Origin of the sequence: Pedobacter sp. (genome assembly GCF_045627485.1) — a bacterium.
Classification (GTDB): domain Bacteria; phylum Bacteroidota; class Bacteroidia; order Sphingobacteriales; family Sphingobacteriaceae; genus Pedobacter.
In genome coordinates, this window is the sequence record NZ_JAZQNU010000059.1 from 1 (window position 1) to 4,499 (window position 4,499).

Sequence of the window (4,499 nt, forward strand, 5' to 3'; positions counted from 1 at the left end):
CTACGATCTGACTTATCTAATTCAACAATAGCTTTAGCAATCGCTAAACGTACAGCCTCTGCCTGGCCTTTAATCCCGCCGCCAGCAACATTTACATTGATATCATATTGACCAACAAGTTCAGCTACTTCTAAACTTTGGTTAACAATATATTGTAAAGGTAATGTTGGGAAATATACTTTGTGATCTTTACCGTTTACGGTAATCGCTCCGTTGCCATCCTTTAAATAGATACGTGCAACAGCAGTTTTTCTTCTTCCTGAAGTGTTAGTAACTGACATTTCTTTCTTCCTTTAATTAAAGTGTAATGGTTGTTGGAGATTGTGCCTGGTGAGGATGCTCAGCACCTGCATAAACAAAAAGATTGGTGTATAATTTAGCACCAAGTTTTGTTTTAGGTAACATACCACGAACAGCTTTTTCGATAACACGTGTAGGGTGTTTCGCCATTAACTCTTTTGGAGAGATGAAACGTTGACCACCTGGGTAACCCGTGTAAGAAACATATTGTTTCTCACTGAATTTATTCCCGGTCAATTTAACCTTGTCTGCATTAATAACGATAACGTTATCGCCGCAGTCTACGTGTGGGGTGTAATCAGGCTTGTTTTTTCCACGGATGATCATTGCGATCTTCGATGACAAGCGCCCCAAAATCTCGCCTTGAGCATCAACAACAACCCACTGTTTGTTAACAGTTTTAGCATTGGCTGAGACAGTTTTGTAACTTAACGTATTCACTTGCTTGTATTTAATTTGTTAATAAATCATTTATTGCCCCTAAAATTTAGGGACTGCAAAGATAGATAGAAATCTTTTAATAATCAAACGATTAGCTAAAAAGAATAATTATCGCTTATAAACGAATGTTCTACTACCACTTGTACAAAGATAAAACTAAAACGCAGTAATGCGTGTTTATTACATATATTGACAATACAAACCTTAAAAATATGACAAAAGAGACTAAAATTATTGCAGGACTATTGGCAGGAGCTGCCTTAGGTGCAGCTGTGGCCTTAATATTATCTACTGATAAAGGAGACGACCTTAAAGAGAGTGTTTCTGATTGGCTTGCCGATATTATCGATTCCTCAAAAGACAAATTAGCAGATGTTGCCAGTACAGTAAAAGATTCGGTGAAAGATTCTATTGGCAAAGTAACCGCATAATTACCATGCTTTATTTGTGCTATTCTGGGAATAGCTGAGTTAAACGGTAATGACCGCTTAACTCAGCTTATGCCCTTTCCGCACTCACTATTGCCGGAACTCACGCTATTAGATGTTATACCTGGATCAGTTTGCAGATTTCCCATGGAGCCAGTTGTTCCACAACCTGGTTATTGGGTTTATTGCCATTATTACAGGTGTGGTCATTAAATTTATTTTAAAAAGGTCGTTTCTATTTTTCTCCAGGTATTGGGCCACCTTCGTTATCGGCTCAATTGTGAGGCGCCTGAGTAAGCCTGTAGGTGTCTTCCTCCCTCTTCTCTTACTCAATGTAGCTATAGCCTTTATGAAGCTAAGCCCAACCGGGCATCAACAACTCAATAGAGTGCTGGAGATTTTACTGACCATTAACTTCTGTATCCTCCTCATTCAGTTTATTAAAGTATTAGAGGATGGCTTTTACCATAACTACGACCTCTCCAAAGCCGACAATCTAAGAGAAAGAAAGCTGAGGACCCAACTGCAGTTTATCAGGAAATTTGCCGTAGGCTTAATTATCATCATTACCGCAGCCATAATTTTACTCAGCTTTGAAAGTATGCGCAAAATAGGAGCCGGGCTCTTAACCGGGGTCGGAATTGGGGGAATCATCATCGGTTTTGCCGCACAAAAATCACTAGGCAATCTTCTTGCTGGTTTTCAGATTGCTTTTACACAGCCTATTAGAATTGATGATGTAGTGATTGTGGAAGGAGAATGGGGAAGGGTAGAAGAAATCACTTTAACGTATGTAGTGGTCAACATTTGGGACCAGCGCCGGCTTATACTGCCCATTACTTATTTTATTGAGAAACCATTTCAAAACTGGACACGTGTTTCGGCAGAACTTTTGGGCACCGTATTTTTATACTTTGACTATAACCTGCCCATTTCGCCTTTACGAGAAGAACTTACCAAAATATTAACTAACAATCCTTTGTGGGATAAAAGGGTCAATGTGGTACAGGTAACAGACAATAAAGAAGCTACCGTTGAAGTGAGGTTTTTAATGAGCGCCAGGAATTCCTCAGAGGCATTTGACCTCCGCTGTATGGTAAGGGAGCATATGCTTGCCTTTGTACGGGACAACTATCCTGATAGTTTACCGAAAACAAGGCTTGAATACAAGCAAACTTCTTAATTTCATCCTTACCTTTGCGCCATGGATATTTTGGGCACCGCCTTACATGATTATTTCGTAAAAGGAACAGCAGAAACTTTATGGGTACACAATTCTTATGGTGAGGATGAGGTGATGCCCGTAGATTTATTTTTCAGAAGCGAACGAGAGATGCCAGATCTGGAACTAAAGGCACTGGAACTTTGCAGCGGTAAAGTATTAGATATTGGTGCAGGCGCCGGCAGTCATGCCCTGATTTTACAAGAAAGAAATTTCAACGTTACTGCCTTAGATATCTCCCCTACAGCGGTTTCCATCATGAAACAAAGAGGTGTTAAATGTGCCGTAGAACAAAATATCTTCGAATTAGAAGCCTCAGATTATGACACCCTGCTCTTCATGATGAATGGCATTGGTGTTACCGGTACGATTATCGGTTTTACGAACTTTCTTCAAAAAGCAAAAACCTATTTAAAACCCGGAGGTCAGTTGATTTTCGACAGTTCAGATATTTCTTATCTCTATCAGGAAATTCAATTCCCACTCAATGCCTATTATGGCGAAGTTGCCTTTAGTTATGAATACAAGCAACAGCGTGGAAAATGGTTCAAATGGGTATATATTGACCAGACTACCCTAAAGAACATAGCCGAAAGCAATGGCTGGCATTGTGAAATTATCATGGTTGATGAACATGACCAATACCTTGCTCAGCTAAAAATGCTTTAGCAGAATTGCATCTGCGGAACATTCGCTCCGCAGATGCAATAGAATAATTACGCCTGTTCTTCCCAGATCATGGCAATATTGATAATGGTCTGTACTGCTTTTTCCATGTCCTGTACAGATACCCACTCCTGTTTACCATGAAAAGCATGTTCACCAGCAAAGATATTAGGACAAGGCAAGCCCATTAAAGATAACCTTGAACCATCTGTTCCCCCTCTGATACTTTGTCTTTTTGGTACAATACCAGCTCTTTCAATGGCAAGTACACCATATTCAATTACCTGAGGATGTTGTTGAAGCACCTTCTTCATGTTGCGGTATTGCTCGCTAATTTTCAATTCATAAGTAGAATTAGGATAAGCTTTCAACACCTCTTCCACTACAGCCCTTAATGTTTGACCATGCTGAATCAACAAAGCATCGTCAAAATCACGCAGTATAAAATGCGCCTGTGCCTGCTCAACATTACCATGAATACTTACAGGATGAATAAATCCCTCTTTTTGCTGCGTAGCTTCTGGGGTTAATTTATCTTTTGGCAAGGCATCGAGTATGGCGCTGAGGATTTTAATGGCACTTTCCATTTTTCCTTTGGCAAAGCCAGGATGTGTACTTACCCCGTTAATGGTTAAAACAGCACCATCAGCAGAAAAAGTTTCATCTTCAATAGACCCTAATGTTTCTCCATCAATTGTATAGGCAAAATCAGCACCTAGTTTTTCAAGATCTACCTTATCTACCCCACGGCCAATTTCTTCATCAGGTGTAAATAAAATCTTAAACACGCCATGTTTTACTTCCGGATGGGCAACTAGAAAAGCCGCAGCTTCCATAATTTCTGCCAGTCCGGCTTTATTGTCTGCACCTAGCAAAGTGGTGCCACTGGCGGTGATGATGTCATTGCCAATTTGGTTTTTTAAATCCCTGTGCTCACTTTGTTTCAAGATGATCGTTTCATCATCGGGCAAAACAAGGTCCTGGCCCTGGTAATTATAATGAATAATCGGTTTAACATTTAAACCACTGCAATCAGGAGAAGTATCCATGTGCGAACAGAAACAGATCACAGGGACATTTTTAGTGGTCGTAGCAGGAATAGTTGCATACACATATCCATGCTGATCCAAGTGCGCATCAGCAATGCCAATCGCCAATAACTCCTCCACCAAAGTTCTGCCAAGGTTCTTTTGCTTCTCGGTAGAAGGGGTGGCTGGAGAATCTGGATCAGATTGTGTATCTATTTGCACGTACTTCTTAAAGCGTTCTTCTAAAGTTTTTGTGTTATTATGATATTTTAGCATAAATTTAAAAAAAATAAAGGTAAAGAAATTGAAAATAATCCTAACCAGCATCATCATCGCTTTTTCGTTAAATGTCGTCGCACAGTCTAATTTCTACAAGCTCAGCCTCGGTGGTGGCGCAGGATTAACCAGATCATA

The 4,499-nt window shown here is 40.0% G+C and carries 6 protein-coding genes; 3 read left to right on the forward strand and 3 right to left on the reverse strand.

Going from position 1 to position 4,499, the window contains the following annotated elements:
* Both rpsI and rplM read right to left on the reverse strand, forming a co-directional pair.
* On the reverse strand, positions 1-281 hold a 281-nt coding region (gene rpsI / locus ACR2F3_RS04345; protein WP_432708755.1), incomplete at its 3' end, for a 30S ribosomal protein S9.
* Between the two features lie 16 nt (positions 282-297).
* Positions 298-741: a 50S ribosomal protein L13 gene (gene rplM / locus ACR2F3_RS04350; RefSeq protein ID WP_432708756.1), complete on the reverse strand. Its 444-nt coding sequence runs from the start codon at positions 739-741 to the stop codon at positions 298-300.
* Positions 742-953: 212 nt separating this feature from the next.
* On the opposite strand from rplM, the gene ACR2F3_RS04355 reads away from it, so the two are divergent.
* The 3 genes from ACR2F3_RS04355 to ACR2F3_RS04365 all read left to right on the forward strand — a co-directional run bounded on the left by ACR2F3_RS04355 (position 954) and on the right by ACR2F3_RS04365 (position 3,060).
* On the forward strand, positions 954-1,172 hold the full coding sequence (locus ACR2F3_RS04355) for a YtxH domain-containing protein (protein WP_432708757.1): 219 nt from the start codon (positions 954-956) through the stop codon (positions 1,170-1,172).
* A gap of 112 nt (positions 1,173-1,284) precedes the next feature.
* Positions 1,285-2,352, forward strand: a complete 1,068-nt coding sequence (locus tag ACR2F3_RS04360) for a mechanosensitive ion channel family protein (protein ID WP_432708758.1) — start codon at positions 1,285-1,287, stop codon at positions 2,350-2,352.
* A gap of 21 nt (positions 2,353-2,373) precedes the next feature.
* Positions 2,374-3,060 (forward strand): class I SAM-dependent methyltransferase, encoded by a 687-nt coding sequence (locus ACR2F3_RS04365; RefSeq protein WP_432708759.1) that lies wholly within the window; start codon positions 2,374-2,376, stop codon positions 3,058-3,060.
* Between the two features lie 47 nt (positions 3,061-3,107).
* Here ACR2F3_RS04365 and pepT read toward each other — a convergent pair whose 3' ends face one another.
* Positions 3,108-4,361: a peptidase T gene (gene pepT, locus ACR2F3_RS04370; RefSeq protein ID WP_432708760.1), complete on the reverse strand. Its 1,254-nt coding sequence runs from the start codon at positions 4,359-4,361 to the stop codon at positions 3,108-3,110.
* Positions 4,362-4,499: the final 138 nt, after the last annotated feature.